The sequence below is a fragment of the Bordetella tumulicola genome (assembly GCF_054779135.1).
The window spans coordinates 368,073-384,646 of the sequence record NZ_BAAGYU010000007.1 but is presented as its reverse complement, the minus strand read 5'-3'; the positions used below and the strand labels follow the sequence as shown (position 1 = coordinate 384,646).

General features: G+C 58.6%; 16 protein-coding genes. 7 read left to right on the top strand and 9 right to left on the bottom strand.

The window, feature by feature from the left end; all coding sequences use genetic code 11:
- Positions 1 to 38: 38 nt before the first annotated feature.
- From ACYVDM_RS10175 to ACYVDM_RS10165, 3 genes are all read right to left on the bottom strand, one after another.
- Positions 39 to 1,031 carry a Bug family tripartite tricarboxylate transporter substrate binding protein gene (locus ACYVDM_RS10175; protein ID WP_415786214.1) on the bottom strand — a complete coding sequence of 331 codons (993 nt, stop codon included), beginning with the start codon at positions 1,029 to 1,031 and terminating at the stop codon, positions 39 to 41.
- Positions 1,028 to 1,894 (bottom strand): TauD/TfdA dioxygenase family protein, encoded by an 867-nt coding sequence (locus ACYVDM_RS10170; RefSeq protein ID WP_415786216.1) that lies wholly within the window; start codon positions 1,892 to 1,894, stop codon positions 1,028 to 1,030. The genes ACYVDM_RS10175 and ACYVDM_RS10170 overlap by 4 nt, the downstream gene beginning before the upstream one ends.
- Before the next feature lie 177 nt (positions 1,895 to 2,071).
- Positions 2,072 to 2,680, bottom strand: coding sequence for an RNA-guided endonuclease InsQ/TnpB family protein (locus ACYVDM_RS10165; RefSeq protein ID WP_415786218.1), 609 nt, complete (start codon positions 2,678 to 2,680; stop codon positions 2,072 to 2,074).
- A gap of 137 nt (positions 2,681 to 2,817) precedes the next feature.
- Between ACYVDM_RS10165 and ACYVDM_RS10160 the strand changes: the two genes are divergently transcribed.
- The gene (locus ACYVDM_RS10160) at positions 2,818 to 3,699 is read left to right on the top strand and encodes a LysR family transcriptional regulator (protein ID WP_415786220.1); all 882 of its coding nucleotides are present in this window, start codon (positions 2,818 to 2,820) and stop codon (positions 3,697 to 3,699) included.
- 33 nt (positions 3,700 to 3,732) lie between these two features.
- Here ACYVDM_RS10160 and trmD read toward each other — a convergent pair whose 3' ends face one another.
- The 5 genes from trmD to alaS all read right to left on the bottom strand — a co-directional run bounded on the left by trmD (position 3,733) and on the right by alaS (position 8,390).
- Positions 3,733 to 4,500 carry a tRNA (guanosine(37)-N1)-methyltransferase TrmD gene (trmD, locus tag ACYVDM_RS10155; protein ID WP_415786222.1) on the bottom strand — a complete coding sequence of 256 codons (768 nt, stop codon included), beginning with the start codon at positions 4,498 to 4,500 and terminating at the stop codon, positions 3,733 to 3,735.
- On the bottom strand, positions 4,500 to 5,123 hold the full coding sequence (gene rimM, locus ACYVDM_RS10150; RefSeq protein WP_415787052.1) for a ribosome maturation factor RimM: 624 nt from the start codon (positions 5,121 to 5,123) through the stop codon (positions 4,500 to 4,502). Before rimM ends, trmD begins: the two co-directional genes overlap by 1 nt.
- Before the next feature lie 42 nt (positions 5,124 to 5,165).
- Positions 5,166 to 5,426: a 30S ribosomal protein S16 gene (rpsP, locus tag ACYVDM_RS10145; protein WP_415786224.1), complete on the bottom strand. Its 261-nt coding sequence runs from the start codon at positions 5,424 to 5,426 to the stop codon at positions 5,166 to 5,168.
- A 98-nt stretch (positions 5,427 to 5,524) separates the two neighbouring features.
- Positions 5,525 to 5,782 (bottom strand): sulfurtransferase TusA family protein, encoded by a 258-nt coding sequence (locus ACYVDM_RS10140; protein ID WP_415786226.1) that lies wholly within the window; start codon positions 5,780 to 5,782, stop codon positions 5,525 to 5,527.
- On the bottom strand, positions 5,769 to 8,390 hold the full coding sequence (alaS, locus tag ACYVDM_RS10135; RefSeq protein ID WP_415786228.1) for an alanine--tRNA ligase: 2,622 nt from the start codon (positions 8,388 to 8,390) through the stop codon (positions 5,769 to 5,771). Before alaS ends, ACYVDM_RS10140 begins: the two co-directional genes overlap by 14 nt.
- A gap of 424 nt (positions 8,391 to 8,814) precedes the next feature.
- Here alaS and ACYVDM_RS10130 point away from each other — a divergent pair, with 424 nt between their 5' ends.
- The 4 genes from ACYVDM_RS10130 (at position 8,815) to ACYVDM_RS10115 (ending at position 13,580) form a co-directional block, all read left to right on the top strand.
- On the top strand, positions 8,815 to 9,525 hold the full coding sequence (locus ACYVDM_RS10130) for a response regulator transcription factor (RefSeq protein ID WP_415786230.1): 711 nt from the start codon (positions 8,815 to 8,817) through the stop codon (positions 9,523 to 9,525).
- Positions 9,522 to 10,823, top strand: coding sequence for a sensor histidine kinase (locus ACYVDM_RS10125; protein ID WP_415786232.1), 1,302 nt, complete (start codon positions 9,522 to 9,524; stop codon positions 10,821 to 10,823). Before ACYVDM_RS10130 ends, ACYVDM_RS10125 begins: the two co-directional genes overlap by 4 nt.
- A 106-nt stretch (positions 10,824 to 10,929) precedes the next feature.
- Complete coding sequence (locus tag ACYVDM_RS10120) at positions 10,930 to 11,988, top strand: glycosyltransferase family 2 protein (protein WP_415786234.1); 1,059 nt, start codon at positions 10,930 to 10,932, stop codon at positions 11,986 to 11,988.
- Positions 11,985 to 13,580 carry an ArnT family glycosyltransferase gene (locus ACYVDM_RS10115; protein WP_415786237.1) on the top strand — a complete coding sequence of 532 codons (1,596 nt, stop codon included), beginning with the start codon at positions 11,985 to 11,987 and terminating at the stop codon, positions 13,578 to 13,580. The genes ACYVDM_RS10120 and ACYVDM_RS10115 overlap by 4 nt, the downstream gene beginning before the upstream one ends.
- Here ACYVDM_RS10115 and ACYVDM_RS10110 read toward each other — a convergent pair.
- Positions 13,528 to 13,923 (bottom strand): GtrA family protein, encoded by a 396-nt coding sequence (locus ACYVDM_RS10110; RefSeq protein WP_415786239.1) that lies wholly within the window; start codon positions 13,921 to 13,923, stop codon positions 13,528 to 13,530. The genes ACYVDM_RS10115 and ACYVDM_RS10110 overlap by 53 nt on opposite strands.
- An 87-nt stretch (positions 13,924 to 14,010) precedes the next feature.
- On the opposite strand from ACYVDM_RS10110, the gene ACYVDM_RS10105 reads away from it, so the two are divergent.
- On the top strand, positions 14,011 to 14,847 hold the full coding sequence (locus ACYVDM_RS10105; protein WP_415786241.1) for a ChbG/HpnK family deacetylase: 837 nt from the start codon (positions 14,011 to 14,013) through the stop codon (positions 14,845 to 14,847).
- Positions 14,848 to 15,086: 239 nt separating this feature from the next.
- Positions 15,087 to 16,556, top strand: a complete 1,470-nt coding sequence (locus tag ACYVDM_RS10100; RefSeq protein ID WP_415786243.1) for a catalase — start codon at positions 15,087 to 15,089, stop codon at positions 16,554 to 16,556.
- Positions 16,557 to 16,574 lie beyond the last annotated feature (18 nt).

The window sequence follows — 16,574 nt, the reverse complement described above, 5'->3', positions numbered from 1 at the left end:
GGGACGATGCTTATTGATGCCTTGACGTGTAAAGCGACTCAGTTGTCCATGCTGATGCCAGCCACTTTGACGACCGTTTTCCAGCGCGCAATCTCATCCAATTGAAATTTGCGCAGCTTCTCGCCGACCGCGTCCCCAGGCTTGGCGCCTATGTCTTGTATTGCCTTACTGGTTTTGGGTGCATGCAAGATCGCCGAGACGTTGCTCTGCAACAGATGCAAGCGATTTGCCGGGGTTTTTGCCGGCGCGAACAGGGCATACCAGGCCGTGGCAACATAGTCCGCGATCCCCGCCTCTTGCATGGTGACGACCTCTGGAATCACCGCGTTGCGCACGGGATCACAGACCGCCAACGCCCGCAAAGCGCCGCTCCTGATGTGCGGCAGAACAAGAGGCAAATCAGCAAACATCACTGGCACTCGTCCCCCCACAAGATCGACCAAGGCCCCCGCGCTGCCCTTGTACGGCACGTGCTGCATCGATGTTTGAGTCGAGTATTTGAACAACTCGGCCGCAAGGTGCTGAGATGCGCCCACGCCTCCCGATGCATAACTGATACTGCCCGGGCTGCCCTTTAACAGTTGCACGAGCTCCTTGACGCTCTGCACTTTCAGATCAGGATGGACGACCAACACGAGTGTGACCTCGCCCGCCAACGCAATGGGCGCGAAGTCAGTGACGGGGTCATAGGGCATGTTGCGATAGATGAGCGGATTGGTCGCATGCGTTCCAATTGAACCCATGATTAACGTATAGCCGTCGGGAGAAGACTTGGCCACATAGTCTGCGCCAATATTGCCGCTGGCGCCCGTACGATTCTCTACCGTCACGGGCTGCTTTAGTCGCTCGGACAACTGCGCACCAATCAGGCGTGTCAACACGTCCGTGGAACCGCCCGGTGCAAACGGCACAATCATATGGATCGGCTTGCTGGGGAAAGCCTCTTGCTCGGCGGCAAACGCCATAGACGGCCCGAGCATGCATGCCGCAACCATGCTGCGCAACACATCCCTTCGATGACAGGCCGTCATACCGTGACCTCCATTTCCGCAACGTGCCCTGAAGGCGTACCGAGCACGGTTGTGCGCTCCAGATGCCGCCTGCACTGAGGGTCGTAATCTCCCAATGCGAGATGGCTAGTGCAACGGTTATCCCAAATCAGTAAATCGTTCGCCTGCCAGCTATGGCGATAGACAAAATGAGGACGCGTCGCGTGACGAATCAGAAAATCGATCAAAGGCTTGCTTTCTTCCTGCGTCATTCCTTCGAAGCATTTAACCTTTTCGCCGATGTATAGCGCCTTACGCCCCGTCTCGGGATGAACGCGCACGACAGGCTGCGCCACGGGTGGGTTCAACCGTTGATTTTCCTTTTCCCAGGTCGCGGATAGTCCCGAATTTTTTCTCTCAGAATGGTGAACGCCATTCAAACCCTCAAGCATCTGCTTCATGCGCCCTGACAGCGTGTCATAGGCAAGATACATGTTCGCAAACAGGGTGTCCCCTCCCACGGGCGGCACTTCAATCGCATGCAGAAGCGACCCCAGCGCCGGCGCAAGCGTGAACGACATATCGGAATGCCACATCTGGCCGGTGTATCTAGAGTTCGACGGGCCACCATCTGGTTTTTGATCATTGGTCACCATCAACAGCACCGGCAACGTAGCGTCCCGATCCATGGGCAGCGACTCATGCTCATCCAAATCTCCAAATCGACGACTGAACGCAATGTGCTGCTCGCGGGAAATGGATTGGCCTCGTATCAGGAGCACACCGAATTGCAGAAATCCTTGATGCACCTGCTTCCACTCAACCTCAGAAACAGGAGAATGCAGATCCAACCCGATGACCTCCGCGCCCAAAGCGAACGAAAGTGGTCTAAAGTCAACAGCCATGTTTCACGCCTCCTCTTTCTGGCCATTGAATCACCCGACGATGGTTTTGATAATCGGTAATATTGAAAGAATTATTTGATTTTTCGGAAGAAATTGACTGCTCCCTTCCCTAAAAGGAAAGGGATTCCCACTTCATAGAACCGAGCCGTTGCGCATCAACACTCATGCACTCAGGTCTTACCGATCGACTTTTTCTCCTGTTGAGAGCGTCGCAAAATGAGTCAGTCCCAGATCAATCCCAACACAGCCCGGCGCGGGCGTTTTCTGCGCCACGATGTCATCACACAGCAGGCTGACAAAGTATCGCCCTGCGGGGTCTTTGCTGACGGTGACGGTGGTGACCTTGGCTGCCTTGGGGAGCTGACGGGACCAACGAATCGGGAGCGCCTCGCGCATCTTCGCCAACTTGAGCGAGCGGCCATCCCAGCGAAAGGCACTGGCGGTGTATTCGGCAGATTGCGGACCGTCCTTGCGCTTGAATCGCGCGTATCCCGTGCGTTTCGCGAAGAAATTAACAAACGCCGTTTGCAAATGGCGCAGCGTTTGTTGCAGAGGAACACTACTGACCTCGTTCAACCAGAGGTGGTCCGGCGTCTTTTTCAGCGCCGTCAGTGCAGCCGAGGTCGCGTGATACGCCAGACGCTCTTGCCGCTGGGCCCAGGCCGTCGAACGAAGATTAAGCATGTGGTTATAGACCATACGCACACAACCAAACGTGCGAGCCAGCGTGATCGCTTGCTCGGGCGTGGGATAGAACCGGAATCGGTAGGCACGTTTGGTTTGCATGCCCGAGATACTATTCAAACCAAACCAGATGGCTGGATATCCATCCAGACAACAGCTCAAGTAAGACCAATCCTGCAGCCTGACGGCGGCGTCCCTTTCCTCCCCGGCAGGAATGCCGAGGTTTCTCGGAGCAATGGATGAACCTTCGCCGTATCGAGAGTTTTATTGCCGTCGCCGAGCTACTCAGCTTTAGCGCTGCCAGTGCCAAACTGCATCGCTCGCCTGCGGCGGTCAGCACTCACGTGCAACAACTCGAGGCGGAATTGGGCGTTCCACTTTTTGATCGCACCACACGGCAAGTCGTCATGACGCCTGACGGCCAATTGTTTTATGCACGTTGCCAGACAGTTATCCGTGAACTGGCGGATATCTCCCGAGAGCTGGGAGACCGGTCGGCACTACGCGGAGGCCACGTATCAATTGGCACGGTTCCGTCGATTTCAAGCCTGAAACTGCCGGCTGTCTTGGGTGAGTTCAAAAGCAGGTATCCGAACGTCACGTTAGAACTACACGAAGGGCCGATCAATCAGATCCATCAACACCTGAGAGAACGCGTTACCGATTTCGCCGTCGCGCCCCTACACGAGGACTCGCGCGAACTGGATCACACACCAATCATCGATGATCGATTCGTTGCCATCCTTCCCCGTTCAATCGCGGCGAATCGGAAATACATCACGCTGAAGACCCTAAATCAATTCGATCAACTCGCGCTGTCTCACGAGACGGCGGTGCGAACGACGGTAGAAGTCGCCTTCCGGAATGCCGGCTTACGCTATCTCCCCAAAATCGAACTGACCCATCATCAGACGGTTATCAGTATGGTAGAAGCGGGGCTTGGCGCTGCCATCCTTCCCATGATCTGCGTACCCAAAGACGGCAGCGCCAACTATCAGGTCGTGCCTATTCGCCCGGCCAACATCAAACGGCAAATCTGCATTGTGACCTTGAGCGGCAAGAAACTCAGCCCGGTGGCCCAGACCTGCGCAGACCAGATTGCCCTGGCCCTGAGGGAGTGAATTCGTTTTTATCCCGCGTGGCAGCGGAAAGATCTACAACCCGGACGCCAGCGTCGCCAGATAACGTTCATCGGCCTTGGTCAGCCAACCATTGGCGCGTGCGCGGGCTAGCAGATCAGGACGGCGTGCTGCCGTGAGGCGCAGGGATTGCTCGCGGCGCCAACGCGCGATGTTCGCGTGATGGCCGCTCAGCAATTCAGCGGGGACGCTCTGACCGTCATACACCTCGGGCCGCGTGTAGTGCGGGCTATCGAGCAAGCCGGAAAGCGTGTCGTTAAAGGAGTCCTGTAATGCGGAGTCGCCATCATTCAGGACACCAGGCAAGAGCCGTACCGCGGCATCGACCACTGCCAGTGCGGCGATTTCTCCGCCCGACAAGACAAAGTCACCGAGCGAAATCTCGTCCGTTACACAACGATCGATAAAGCGCTGGTCGATGCCCTCGTAGCGGCCACAGATCAGGATCGCCCCCGCACTGTCGGCCAACGACTGGGCGGCTTGCTGGTCGTAGCGACGGCCCGTAGGCGACAACAGCACCACGGGCGCTAGCCCACCCCCCTGAGCGGCGCGATCTTGCTGCGCAGCGGCGACAGCGGCCTCTAGCGGGGCCGCCATCATCACCATGCCAGGGCCACCGCCATAAGGACGGTCGTCAACAGTGCGGTGCACATCGTGGGTATAGTCGCGGGGATTCCAGGCACGCAACGCCCATAGGCCTTGCGTGTGGGCTCTGCCGGTAACACCCAAGTCGCGCACCGTTCCGAACATGTCCGGAAAAAGCGTGACGACATCGAAGCGCATCAGAATTCCGCGGGCCAGTTGCTATCAATGCGGCGCGCCGACAAATCGACCGCCAGAATGTGGGCACCCACAAAAGGCACCAGCATTTCCAGCGGGCGACCCTTGGCGTCAAGCCTGGGCTCAGGCTCAGCACCCGGCGCTGGAGCGCGCTGCAACACGACACGCAAGATCGCGTGCGCGCCATTATCGGCCACGTCCTCGACAACACCGATACGAGCGAGTTCGCCCTCGGCGTCCGAATAAAATGCGCAGCCGATCAGATCAACCCAATAGTATTCATCGTCTGCGGCCACCGGGAATTGGCTACGCGGCACCTGTACGGAGCAACCACGCAACGCCTCGGCCTGATCGCGATCGTCAATACCATCTAGCTGAGCCACGACGGTCGTGCCCTGGGGCCGGGCCTGTAATACTCGATAAGTATGAGGTGCAGACGTGACAACGCCTCGCGCCGTTTCGGGGGCGAGGCGAGCCAACCACCAGGTTTTCACCCGGCGTAGTACATCAGCCTGTGCGGAATGCGGCTGCACTTTAACCCAACCCTTGACACCATACGCCCCGCTGACGCGGCCTAATTCGACTAAGTCGTCAGGCACTACGTTGCGAGTCGTGGCATCAGGCATAGGGCCAGCAACCGAACGATGCACAGGATTTCCGGCGAGCCCTTAGGCTGCGGCGGAAACCTTGGCCGAGTAGTCTTTGACCAGACGCTCGACGGCGGGCGACAGTTGTGCGCCGGTCTTGGTCCAGTACTCAACGCGATCCAGCGCAATACGCAGCTTTTCCGCGCTATCGCTGGCGACGGGGTTGTAAAAACCCACGCGCTCGATAAAGCGGCCATCGCGACGATTACGCGAATCGGCAGCTACCAGGTTGTAGAACGGACGCTTTTTGGAGCCACCGCGGGCCATGCGAATCACCACCATAGGTAATCCCTTGAATTAGTTGTGAAAAACGGAAGATTCTAGCATTAAATCGAGAGTCATGGCAAGCCTTACCTCACCCTACTCCCAGAGGGCGGTACTTATCTCCGACGCAAAAAATGTAAAACAGCGTCTTGGGCCTCGTGCTGCGCGACGAGCTCGTTACCAGTCTGCTTGGCGAAGGCCTGAAAATCGCGCGTGGCCTTGGGGTCGGTCGTGGTCACGCGCAACACCTGACCGCTCTCCATTTGAGCCAAGGCTTTTTTGGCACGCAAGATGGGCAGCGGGCAAGTCAACCCGCTGGCATCGACCTCGTGCTGGAAAGCCGGCAGACCCTCGACAATATCAGAGGCGTTCATCAACCCATCCTGTCACGCTGGCCACAGCGGCCGGCAACGCCTGGGCGTCGGATCCACCGCCCATCGCCATATCGGGCCGCCCCCCCCCTTTGCCGCCGACCTGGCTCGCCACAAAGCCCACCAGCTCGCCCGCCTTGACGCGGCCTGTCAGATCGGCCGTCACGCCACCCACCACACTGATCTTTCCATCGCCGCCGGCGCTGGCCAGCAATACGACGGCCGATTTCAGGCGGTCTTTGAGGTTGTCTACCATTCCACGCAGGGCCTTGGGATCGACGTCGCCGATGCTGGCGGCCAATACCTTGACACCCTTGATGTCGGCAGCCTTGGCGGCCAGGTCATTGCCCGCGCTGGCGGCCAATTTGCCGCGCGCCTGCTCCAGGTCTCGCTCTAGCGCACGCACCTGATCCTGCACCTGGGCGATACGTTCGGGCAGATCTGCGGGCGTGCTGCGCAACACGCCCGCTGCACGCAGCAGCAAGGCCTGTTGATTCTGTACCCATACCAGAGCGTTATCGCCGGTGATGGCCTCAATCCGGCGCACGCCAGCCGCGACCCCCCCTTCGTTCACGATCTTGAACAGACCGATATCGCCCGTACGGGTGACGTGCGTACCGCCACACAGTTCGCGCGAGAAACCGATATCCAGCACCCGCACCGTGTCGCCGTATTTTTCACCGAACAACGCCATGGCGCCACCCTTGACGGCATCGTCATACGCCATGACCTGGGCCTGGGCGGGCTGGTTTGCCAGCACCTCGGCGTTGACGATGGATTCAACCTGCGCGAGCTGCTCGGACGTCATCGGCGCATCGTGAGCGAAGTCGAACCGGGTCTTGTCCGGATCCACCAGCGAGCCACGTTGTTGCACATGGCTACCCAACACCTGGCGCAAGGCCTTGTGCATCAAATGGGTCGCCGAGTGGTTACGTACCGTGCGCGCACGGCGCACGGCATCCACGCGTGCCAGCAACGTGTCTCCGACGGTCAGGGCACCGGATTCGAGCTCCCCATGGTGCCCAAAGACGCCGGCCTGAATCTTGAGGGTATCGGCCACGGCAAAGCGAACCCCGCCCCCCTCGAGCAAACCGGTGTCACCGACCTGGCCGCCCGATTCGGCATAAAAAGGCGTGGCATCCAGCACCACGACGGCCTTTTGGCCAGCCTGAACACGGTCGACCTGAGTGCCATCCACGTACAGCGCAGTGACCTTGACCCCGTCGAGCTCGAGCTTGTCATAGCCCTCAAAGCGTGTCTCGGCCCCCTCGTAGCTCAGGCCTTCGGCCATTTTGAACTTGCCGGCGGCGCGTGCCTGATCCCGCTGACGCGCCATCGCAGCCTCAAAGCCGTCCATATCGACCTCGACATTGCGCTCGCGGCAAATGTCGGCGGTCAGATCCACCGGAAAGCCATAGGTGTCGTACAGCGTGAACAACGTCATGCCGTCCAACTGTGCCCCTGCCGACACGCCGGCCAGCGCACCATCCAGGATTTTCATCCCATGTTCGAGGGTTTCGCCAAAGCGCTCTTCTTCTTGCTTGAGCACCTGCGCGACGCGCTCGGCCGCCTGAGCCAGCTCGGGATAGGCCTGCCCCATTTCGGCAACCAGATCCGGGACCAACTTGTGGAAAAACGGCTTGGTTTGCCCAAGTTTGTAACCGTGGCGCAGCGCACGACGCACGATACGGCGCAGCACATAACCCCGGCCCTCGTTGCTGGGAATAATGCCGTCGACAATCAGGAAAGAACACGCACGAATATGGTCGGCGATGACTTTCAACGAGTTGTCTGCAAGATCCTTGACGCCGGTTTCGCGCGCAGCGGCCTGGATCAGGTTACGGAACAGGTCAATCTCGTAATTCGAATGCACACCCTGCAGGACCGCCGCGATACGCTCCAGGCCCATGCCGGTGTCTACACAGGGTTTGGGCAAGGGCTCCATGTTGCCGGCGGCATCACGCTCGAACTGCATGAACACGAGGTTCCAGATTTCGATGTAACGGTCGCCGTCCTCTTCGGGGGAACCCGGAGGGCCGCCCCAGACATGGGGGCCATGGTCGTAGAAAATCTCGGAACACGGGCCGCAAGGGCCGGTGTCAGCCATCTGCCAGAAGTTGTCCGACGCGTAGCGAGCCCCCTTGTTGTCACCAATGCGGATGATGCGTTCGTGGGGGACCCCGATTTCCTTGGCCCAAATATCGTAGGCCTCGTCATCCTCTTGGTAGACCGTGACCCAGAGCTTTTCGGCCGGCAACTTGTAGACGGTGGTCAACAGCTCCCAGGCATATTGGATCGCGTCGCGCTTGAAATAGTCGCCAAAGCTGAAATTGCCCAGCATTTCAAAGAACGTGTGGTGCCGGGCCGTATAACCGACGTTTTCCAGGTCGTTGTGTTTGCCGCCGGCGCGCACACTGCGCTGCGACGACGTCGCGCGCGAATAGGAACGGGCTTCCTTGCCGGTAAAGACGTCCTTGAACTGCACCATTCCCGAGTTGGTAAAGAGCAGCGTGGGGTCGTTGCCCGGCACGAGCGACGCCGAAGGCACAATCGTGTGCCCTTTCGACTGGAAAAATTGCAGGAACTTCTGGCGAATCTCTGAGGATTTCATGCGTGGACGAACCGGGATTAAGGCGAATCTTTAATTATAGAGGGTTGGCCGCCTAACGTCATAGCAGCGCCCGGTATAGCGGCACCACCGCGCGAGGTCGCAGATATCCGCGACAGAGTGCGGCGCAGAAACAAGCTGCATGCCCTGGGGCCCAGAAAAGGGCCACGAATCGTTCGAAAGGCACCCTGATTTCAGAAAATTTGACGAAAATTCGACGAACAATGATCCATGCTTAACTGTCAGCGCCTCTTGGCGTACTTGGCGTACTTGGCGTTGGATGCCTGGGTTTCGCCGGATCATCGCGGCTTTCGGTATGCTGGCTAGCACTGACGCGTCCGTCTATATTGGACGGCAACCCCAAGAGCCACCCTTTAAGAACAGGCCCAATTCAGCGTCAACAACCGTGCCATCGCCCTGCCCGCCTATGAAAACCGTTTCGGCCAATGTCCGTTACCAGGTATTAATCGTTGAAGATGATCTCACTATTGCGGGTAATCTTTATCAATTCTTAGAGATGGGGGGGTTTATCCCTGATGTGGCTTACGATGGATCGACGGCGCTGCGCATGCTGCAGAACCAGTCTTTTGATGCCATCGTGCTGGATGTGGGCTTGCCTGGCAAAGACGGCCACCAAGTTTTGCATACCCTACGAACCGAATGGCGCAAAGCCATTCCGGTATTGCTGTTGACGGCCCGGGATACGTTGGAAGACAAACTAGCTGGCTTTGGACATGGCGCTGACGACTACCTGACCAAGCCATTTGCCCTTGCTGAAGTACAAGCGCGCTTGTTGGCGCTCATTCACCGGGCAACGGGCACCGTCGTCGATGCCATCCAGACCTGTGGCTCCTTGCAGTTCGATGCGCGCACTCGTGACGTATCGGTCGCGAACCAGTCACTGCATCTCACGCGAAAATCCGCGCTGATTCTGGAGACGTTGCTGCGAAACGCGGGCCAAGTCGTATCGAGAGAGGCACTCGAGTCCGTGCTGTGGAACGATGAGCCGCCCTCCAGCGACGCCCTGCGCAGTCAAGTGCATCTGCTCAGACGTGCCTTGTCGGACGCCGGCTTTGACGGTATCGAAACCGTACACGGGATAGGCTGGCGGCTGGTACTGCCCGTCGCCGAATCATGAAAAACGGTACGCTCACGCAACGAGTGATATGGGCATTGACCGGCGCAGTCGCCATCTTCGTCGGCGCGCTGGCGTTGCTGGCCTATCTGGCGTTCGATCAAATGGAAGACGGGTTAGTCGATCAGATCCTCACGTCCGAGGGAGATCGCCTCGTGCATCACCTGCAAACTGACCCTGATTTTGCCGTTCCGAACGACACGCTGGAACTCAGTGGCACGATGCGTGTCTGGCTGCGCCCCGATGTCACGACCAGCGACATGCCCACTGTGCTCAAGGAGCTTGCTCCGGGATTGCATCTACTAGAGCCCGACAACGAAACCTGGCATGTCATGGTCGCCGACACGCCACGCGGACGGCTTTACCTGCGGTATGACGCCACAGAGCATGAAGCCCGTGTACACGAGTTCGGTTTAATCGTGTTGGGCATGGGCGTACTTTGCGTCATCGCCGCGTATGCCTTGTCGCGCCGTATTGCGGCCATTGCCGTCGGCCCGCTCTTGGATCTCACCAGCCGGCTATCGAACTGGGCGCCGGGTTCGCCGGATATTGCCATCACGCGCGACGACGAAGCGGGTCGACTGATCGAGGCGTTTAATCGCGTGCAGAATCAGGTGGATCACTCCATCGCTCGCGAGCGCGAATTTGCCGCCAATATCAGCCACGAAGCTCGCACGCCGTTGGCCGCTATTCGGTCTGACAGCGAAATCATGCTTCTGGATGCGGCATTGCCCGCCGACCCACGAGAGCGTCTGACACGCGTCATCGCCAACGTCGATCACATCGTCGCCTCGCTGGAAAGCGCGCACGCTATGGCGCGAGACCAACCCCGCCCGGCCGAACCTGTCGATCTGAACACCTGCATGGATGACGCGTGGCGTGGTCTGGAAGCGATCGCGGAGGCCTGTGGCCTGATATTCCAGAACCATATTCCTGCACAAACCGTGCGGATGCTGGACAGATATGCACTGCTGACGGTGCTGCGCAACTTGGTACGCAACGCGATAGACCATGCCGCCCCCGCGACGTTAACGGCATTATTGACTGTCGACGGTACCCTTGAGTTGCGTGACAACGGGAAAGGAATCAAGGCCCAAGAGTTACCCTTTTTATTTCAACGGCATTACAGCGGACGTCTGGTGGACGAGGGTGCCCGTCCTGCGGCGCGAGGCGATTTTCAACACGGCCTGGGTCTGGCCATCGCCAAGCGCGTCTGTGACATGCAAGGCTGGAAGCTTGATGTCAGGTCGCAGTCGGGCGGCCCGAACCAGGGTACGTGTTTCACACTGCGTTTTGCCTGAACGCGCCCGCTTAACTTGTTTTTCGAGATGCTTTCTTCGCATTTGACGAAAATTCGACGTACACCTGCACATACTGGGCGCTCTTGAACACTAAGTCCCCATTGTTATGCCCATCGAATTTCGTTTGGAAACGCAGGCCCACGCGCTGCCGCCCCTTGCGCCCGAAGTATCGCTAACCGCCACACTCACCCGCGCGGCCAGATTCGACGACGTGCAAATCAGTTGTGTAGTCCCGTGCCTAAACGAATGCGACAACCTGCACCTGTTGCTGCCCGCTTTGCGTGAACAGTTGAAATCTCTGTCGTCGCAATGGGAAATCATCGTCGTTGATGATGGCAGCACCGACGGCACTCAGGACCTGATGCGGGAATGGTCCACGCACGACGGTATGCGTTACCTGCAACTGTCGCGTAATTTCGGTAAAGAAGCCGCGTTGTCTGCGGGCTTTAAGAGCGCCGACGGCGACGTCATTATTTGCCTCGACGCGGACTTGCAACACTCTCCCTCACTCATCGGCGCCATGCTCGAGCGCTGGCGCTCGGGCGCCGACATGGTCTATGCCGTACGCGCGCACCGCGACGACGAATCCTGGTTCAAACGCACCGGCGCACGCTGGTTCTACCGTTTGCTCAGCAGCAATCGAAACGTACAGGTACCGGCTCATGCGGGAGACTTTCGCCTGATGGATCGGCGTGTCGTCGACACGTTAGTGGCGCTGCCGGAGCGTACTCGCTTCATGAAAGGGTTGTATGCCTGGGTGGGATTTCGTGCAGAACCTCTACCCTATACCCCCGACGCGCGTGCGAACGGAATGAGCCACTATGGCGTCTGGCGGTTAGTACGCCTAGCCCTGGCAGGGTTGACCGCCTTTACCACTTGGCCGCTGCGCATGGTCAGCCTACTTGGCAGCATTTTTGCGCTGCTCTCATTTGCCTATGGCGGTTTTCTGGTATTTGACTACCTCACCAATGGCAATCACGTCTCGGGCTGGACGACCATCATGACCGCCCTACTGTTCTTCGCGGGCGTAAATTTGATCTCGCTAGGTGTGGTCGGCGAGTACATCGCCCGCATTTTCGACGAGGTCAAAGGTCGGCCGCTGTACGTGGTCCGCCAACAACGCGGGCGAGCCCGCCGTGCCCGTTCTGCTCAGGTACGCTCTTGAACGCGCGCCGCGATACCGGGGCCCCCCTGTGGGTGCCCCCCGCCGGCTGGTTGCTATTGGCGATCGGTACTTGGTTGGCTTTCCTGGCCTGGGCACGTGCTCTCACGCTGCCTGATGAGGGTCGCTATGCAGGCGTCGCGTGGGAAATGCTACGCAGCGGCTCGCATGCGGTGCCGTTGCTCGATGGCATGCCTTATTTTCACAAGCCGCCGCTGTACTACTGGATGGCCGAACTGAGTTTCAAACTATTTGGCCTGAACGAATGGGCGGCACGCGTGCCCTCATGGTTAGCCGCATGGGGAGCGTTATCCGGCCTGTACATTTTCGTGCGCCGCTATCGCGATGCGGCAACCGCAACCGTTGCCGTTGTCATGCTGGCCACCACGCCCTTCTTTTATGGTGGCGCACAGTTCGCGAACACGGATATGCTGGTTGCGGCGATGATCACCCTGAGCGTACTGGCGGGTGCAGACGCCGTCCTGCGTGCGCAATCCGATCAACCGTACCGTCTGATGTCCCTGAGTGCCGCGGCCTTCGCGGGCCTGGCCGTGTTGGCCAAGGGCCTGATCGGGCTGGTCTTGCCTGGCGCCACACTTTTCTTGTGGCTGGTATTGACTCGACGTTGGTACGGCTTGAGGGTATTGCTTTGGCTTCCTGCGCTGGTGCTGTTCGGGCTGGTGGCCGTGCCATGGTTTTGGCTCATGCAGCAGCAATTTCCCGATTTCTTTCATTATTTCTTCGTCTATCAACACTTCGAACGATTCGCCCAGTCTGGCTTCAACAATGCACAGCCCTTCTGGTTCTACCTTCCGGTCACCGTTGGCCTGACATTGCCCTGGTCGCTATGGGGAGGCGGCGCATTACGTAGAGCGTTCTGGCAGTCTGCAGACCCTGCGGGGCTGCGCAGTCTCATGGCGATCTGGGTGGTGGTCATTTTGGGTTTTTTTTCCATCCCCAGCTCGAAGCTCATCGGCTACATGCTGCCGGCGCTGCCTCCGCTGGCCGTGTTGTTGGCCATAGTGGTCGAGCGCGCGGTGCGGCAAAGCGCAACCGGCCATGCGCGGCGACTGACCTATCGCTGCATCGCCGGGTCAGCCATCCTTTGTGTCATTCTAGTTTGTGTATTCGTGGCCAACCCGCGTCACAGCGCCAAGCCCGTCGCTCGCCAACTTGCTGCGCAAATGCAGCCCGATGATACGTTGGTGACGCTGCATGCCTACCCTTTTGATCTAGGTATTTACACGGGAGCCACGCGGCCTGCTTGGGTGGTCGACGACTGGAACAACCCCGATATTCCGTTGCGCGACAATTGGCGCAAAGAGCTCTATGACGCGGGGCGCTTCGATCCCCAGACTGCCGCCCGTGTCCTGATTCAGCGAAAGGACCTCTTGGCCCGTCTGTGCGCGGCGCCTGCAGGCAGCCGGTTCTGGGTGTGGGGGGATGCCGATGACGGCAAGCGCACTCTCATTTTGCAAGGCCTGGACGCCCGTCTTTCGGATCGACGTTACCAGGTTTGGCGCGTGGACATAGATGCAGCGTTCAGCGACCGGATGTGTGGCGAAATGCCCAAAGCCGACTCCCCAGGAAAGTGAGTACCGCCAGTCCTAGCAGGATCAATGCAAGCAGCACGTCGTAGCGTAAACGCGTGACGTGCAGCAACCAGGCGTACGCGGCCTCGTTAATCAGAAATCCGCACGCAGAAATGAGAAAGAAACGCCGTGCGGCAGTCACCCAGTGTGCTGCCAAGCGACGAAAGGTAAGTCGATAATGACCCGTGAACGACACGACAAAAGCAATCAACCAGCCTATCGCATTGGCAGCGAGAGGTGGGATATGCAACCATTGAACGCTTGTCACCGCGACCAGCCAGTGCGTCACGGCCGCGGCACAGCCGACGGCGACGAACCAAGCAAGTTGTTTGATCAGGGCAGCCATATAAATTGGGGCAATGCCGACACAGGCAACAGAAGAAACGCAGATCGATGCTGGAAATACATCGTCGTGTGTGGCGACGATTTTGGCATGAATTTGAATATCGATGCAGGCATGCTTGAATTAGCCGCATTAGGCCGGCTCAGCGCGATCAGTTGCCTATCACTTGGACCAACCTTTACGACCCATGCGCGGCGTTTGCGTGACCTTGATGTTGACGTCGGCCTGCATTTGAATCTCACTGAATCGTTCGGCCTGCAAGATCAACCCGCCGTGATGCCTTTACCAACGCTGATTACGCGAGCCTATATCAGCCAACTAGATAGCGGTTGGATTGATGAGCAATTGGCACGCCAGCTAGACGCCTTTGAGGGAGTGCTCGGCCGAGCACCCGACTATGTCGACGGCCACCAGCATGTACACCAGTTACCTGGCGTGCTGCCACGCCTGCTACGGGTGCTGGAACTACGCTACGGCAGCGATCGCCCCTGGCTGCGTCACACGGCACCGGGAACGCAAAGCGGTGTCCCCTTAAGGGAATCCGCTAAAGCGCGACTGATCGGCACGCTGGGTGCGGGGTCCGTCGAGCGCGCGGCTCGCTCTGACGGCTGGCGTACCAATCGTCGTATGTTAGGCGTCTACGATTTCCACGGGGGGCCGCGTCGCTATGCGCAATTACTGCATCATTGGCTAAACAACGCCCGAGATGGCGACCTGCTGATGTGCCACCCCGCGCTACCCGGCGCCGCAGACAAGCTGGGAGCTCAGCGCGCAGCGGAGTTTGCAGTCCTTGCGAGCGCCGAACTAGGGCAATGGATGTCACGCAATGGCGTGCAAGTCGCACGCGCCAACTGGCCAATGAGATCCGCGACACCTGAGACAGCCTGCTCGGTGACACCCGACTCCCGGGACGCAGGCAATAGGTAGGCAAAAACCAACAACCTCGTCGTCGTCATGGTGATGCTGGACGGAAGTACCCGGTACGACGAGAATCCGGGAGTGGCATGGATTTCGTGCTCCTGACTCGTGTCGGCAATGGCCATCGGGGTGGATGTCATTATCCTGCTGCTGGCTGGCCTGTATAGTTATCGACGTAAGCGTAAAGCGCGTGCCCGTTGCGTACCGGCGCATGCAACACAGATCGTATTTGCTGAAAGGAACACACCATGAGTGATTCTAAAAAACCGGGCAATCCCCCCTCGACCACGGGCGCAGGCGCACCTGCTGTCAGCGACCGTAATTCGCTGACCGTCGGTACAAACGGCCCCATCCTGCTCCATGACGTGCACTTCCTCGAGCAAATGGCGCACTTTAACCGCGAGAAAGTGCCCGAACGTCAGCCGCACGCAAAGGGCGGCGGTGCGTTTGGGGAGTTCGAAACCACTGCGGATGTCTCGGCCTACACCAAGGCCGCGTTGTTCCAAAAAGGCTGTAAGACCGAAATCCTCGCCCGTTTTTCGACGGTGGCGGGCGAATCCGGCAGCCCGGATACTTGGCGCGATGTACGCGGCTTTTCGTTGAAATTCTATACAGACGAAGGCAATTACGATCTGGTCGGCAACAACACGCCCGTTTTCTTTGTGCGCGACCCGATGAAGTTCCCGCACTTCATCCGCAGCCAGAAACGCCTGCCGGACTCGGGCCTGCGTGATGCCAACATGCAGTGGGATTTCTGGACCAATAATCCCGAATCCGCCCACCAAGTGACCTATCTCATGGGCGTTCGCGGCCTGCCCCGCACTTGGCGTCATATGAACGGCTACGGTTCACATACGTATATGTGGATCAATGCTCAAGGCGAACGATTCTGGGTGAAATATCACTTCCATACCAAACAAGGCATGGAATTTTTCACGAACGCAGAGGCCAGCGAAATGTCCGGCCTGGATGCCGACTACCATCGCCGAGACCTGTTCAACGCCATCGCAAACGGCGACCACCCGGTCTGGGTCATGTCCGTTCAGATCATGCCGTATGACGATGCCAAGACCTATCGTTTCAATCCTTTTGACTTGACCAAGACCTGGTCGCACAAGGATTACCCGCTGATCGAAGTGGGCACGATGACGCTCAATCGCAACCCCGAAAATTTCTTTGCGCAGATTGAACAAGCGGCTTTCTCGCCGGGTAACACGGTGCCAGGTATCGGCCTGTCGCCGGACAAGATGCTGTTGGGACGCGCCTTCGCCTATGCCGATGCGCAACGCAACCGTATCGGCACGAATTTCCATCAACTGCCGGTCAACAAACCCAAGGTCCCCGTCAACACCTATATGTTTGACGGCCAAATGGCCTATGAGCACAGCGGAAATCAACCGGTTTATGTGCCGAATTCCGGTGGGCGCACATGGTCCGATGAGACCGGCAAGGTGGAGGATGGCTGGGACACCGATGGCGACATGGTGCGCAGCGCCTACCAGTTGCACGCGGAAGACGACGACTTTGGCCAAGCCGGCATCCTGGTGCGCGAGGTGTTCACCGACGACCAACGCAATCAGTTGGTCGACACCGTTGCCGGCGGTCTGCTGGGCGGTGTACGCAGCCCGGTGCTCGAGCGTGCGTTCGACTACTGGAAGAACGTGGACCCTGACATCGGCAAGCGCATCGAAGACAAGGTGCGTGCGACCAAGAAGTAATTTCAGGCCATAGCCGGG

Coding starts and splice junctions, on each gene's coding strand:
- ACYVDM_RS10175 (WP_415786214.1), bottom strand. CDS start 1,031: ATGACGGCCTGTCATCGAAGGGATGTGTTGCGCAGCATGGTTGCGGCA.
- ACYVDM_RS10170 (WP_415786216.1), bottom strand. CDS start 1,894: ATGGCTGTTGACTTTAGACCACTTTCGTTCGCTTTGGGCGCGGAGGTC.
- ACYVDM_RS10165 (WP_415786218.1), bottom strand. CDS start 2,680: ATGCAAACCAAACGTGCCTACCGATTCCGGTTCTATCCCACGCCCGAG.
- ACYVDM_RS10160 (WP_415786220.1), top strand. CDS start 2,818: ATGAACCTTCGCCGTATCGAGAGTTTTATTGCCGTCGCCGAGCTACTC.
- trmD (WP_415786222.1), bottom strand. CDS start 4,500: ATGCGCTTCGATGTCGTCACGCTTTTTCCGGACATGTTCGGAACGGTG.
- rimM (WP_415787052.1), bottom strand. CDS start 5,123: ATGCCTGATGCCACGACTCGCAACGTAGTGCCTGACGACTTAGTCGAA.
- rpsP (WP_415786224.1), bottom strand. CDS start 5,426: ATGGTGGTGATTCGCATGGCCCGCGGTGGCTCCAAAAAGCGTCCGTTC.
- ACYVDM_RS10140 (WP_415786226.1), bottom strand. CDS start 5,782: ATGAACGCCTCTGATATTGTCGAGGGTCTGCCGGCTTTCCAGCACGAG.
- alaS (WP_415786228.1), bottom strand. CDS start 8,390: ATGAAATCCTCAGAGATTCGCCAGAAGTTCCTGCAATTTTTCCAGTCG.
- ACYVDM_RS10130 (WP_415786230.1), top strand. CDS start 8,815: ATGAAAACCGTTTCGGCCAATGTCCGTTACCAGGTATTAATCGTTGAA.
- ACYVDM_RS10125 (WP_415786232.1), top strand. CDS start 9,522: ATGAAAAACGGTACGCTCACGCAACGAGTGATATGGGCATTGACCGGC.
- ACYVDM_RS10120 (WP_415786234.1), top strand. CDS start 10,930: ATGCCCATCGAATTTCGTTTGGAAACGCAGGCCCACGCGCTGCCGCCC.
- ACYVDM_RS10110 (WP_415786239.1), bottom strand. CDS start 13,923: ATGGCTGCCCTGATCAAACAACTTGCTTGGTTCGTCGCCGTCGGCTGT.
- ACYVDM_RS10105 (WP_415786241.1), top strand. CDS start 14,011: ATGAATTTGAATATCGATGCAGGCATGCTTGAATTAGCCGCATTAGGC.
- ACYVDM_RS10100 (WP_415786243.1), top strand. CDS start 15,087: ATGAGTGATTCTAAAAAACCGGGCAATCCCCCCTCGACCACGGGCGCA.